The 1,688-nt window shown below is 63.4% G+C and carries 2 protein-coding genes; both read left to right on the plus strand.

The features are described from left to right. Positions 1–421: 421 nt before the first annotated feature. On the plus strand, positions 422–643 hold the full coding sequence (locus tag WDW90_RS36855; protein WP_336492682.1) for a hypothetical protein: 222 nt from the start codon (positions 422–424) through the stop codon (positions 641–643). Between the two features lie 501 nt (positions 644–1,144). Then, complete coding sequence (locus tag WDW90_RS36860) at positions 1,145–1,483, plus strand: Rap1a/Tai family immunity protein (RefSeq protein WP_336492683.1); 339 nt, start codon at positions 1,145–1,147, stop codon at positions 1,481–1,483. Positions 1,484–1,688 lie beyond the last annotated feature (205 nt).

Raw genomic sequence — 1,688 nt, forward strand, 5'->3', positions numbered from 1 at the left:
AGGTCTACCTCAAGGGGCCGCTCGACGAGCATGGCGGCGAGTGGATGGCCATCGGCGTTTGGGAGGATGGCGGATGGCACCTTGAACTTGAAGGTGCTTTCGGCGAGCCCAACGCGTGGCGCGAGCTGGGCGAAGAGGCAGATTAGGGGCTCATCGCTGGACGGCACGGTTCCTGTGCGCTCAAGGGAGGGATCGCTGAGCAACTGCCGGGCAGAAAGAGGGCCGCCCTTGAGGACGGCCCAAGTCCAGGGAGGAAACGCCCGTCCCAGGAGGGACAGGACGCAGCACAGCGACGCCATCGCCATGCTGCAGTGCACCAACTTGCACCGCATCGCACAGTTCCACAACTCTCGGCCGTACCATTTGCACGTTCTCGCTGCGCCGCACTGGCAGCCGGATTAACCTGTGTTACTCAGGCGGCATGCAGAAGCCCAGCGCCCATCCCTTCTCGATAACCCTCAGGGCGAACCAGTGCCCTCGCGGCACCTTCTCCTGGACCGTCCGACAGCGTGGAGCGATAGGGAGGAAGCAGTCGCTGACCCCCTACGCCACCTTCGAGGAAGCTCGTCTGGCCGGGAAGGCTGTTCTCGATGAGATGGTCGAGAGCTGGAGGCGCGAAGCGCTCCACACCGCAGCTGCCTGATCCCGCCCGTAGAACGTCGGCGCGGGAGGGCGAGCTTATCTCGCCTGCCTCGACAGCCGGCTTTCGCGCATCTGTGCAAAGGTTCGCTCACCACGCTCGTACGCCGGCACAGCGGCCTCGTTGTGCACGCCGCTGTCTCGGATAGGCTGAGGTGGATCGCAAATCCCTTGCGGATCAGACTAGGACTTGCAGAGGGCGGCTGGCCTCGTGCCGCCGCCCTCGCCTTTCCCCGCTGCCCCTCGCCGTTGAATGGGGCCCACCGGCCGCCATTGCAGCGCGGTCGGTGGCATCCCTTTGCGCTTCAGCCGTCCTGATCCGGAGTGCCATCCGCAGCTCTTCTTGGAGAGCCCTGAAAACCATGGTCTCGTCGATCCGAAGATACCGGCGGGTATACACTTGAATTACGGCGCGATGACCTAAGGTGTGACACCCCTGTTCCAGCCGGGAATGTTGAAACACCTGTGGCACGCCGTGGCTGGTAGCCATTCCGGAGGTCCGTTGATGCTGCGCGTTGTTTTGTTCTGTGGTGTCATCGGTGTGCCGAGCGCAGCCTATGCCCAGATCACCGATGCGACCGGCCTTCGGCGCTTCTGCGCAGTCGCATCCGACAGTGACGAGTTCATCTCGGGCACGGCTTACATCACTCGCGTGATCAGCCAATCGGCACAGGTAGGAGCAAATCCCATCTCATTCTGCCCGCCGGGAAAGATCCAACCCGAGCAGATGAGAGAAGCGGTTTGTGGGCGGCTTCAAGCGAGGCGGCCCGCACCGAAGGGGGAGAAGCCAGATGCTCTGGTGCGCTCCGCGCTGACAAATGCTTGGCCCTGCCCGAAGCCGTAAGCGCAGCGGTTTGCCAGCCGAGGTGCAATTGCGGTGTAGAGCGCGTCCTGCATCATCCTCACCCAACCAGCCGGACCCGAGCCAAGAGAACACGCTGAGCCCTCGTCCCATCCAAGCCAGCGAAGAGGGCCAGGTGATCCGGCCCTTTTTCTGCTGGATCTCGGCAGCCTCACCCGATGCCGCTTCTCGTCCAACGGCGAGATGT

Source organism: Methylobacterium nigriterrae, assembly GCF_037106235.1.
Classification (GTDB): domain Bacteria; phylum Pseudomonadota; class Alphaproteobacteria; order Rhizobiales; family Beijerinckiaceae; genus Methylobacterium; species Methylobacterium nigriterrae.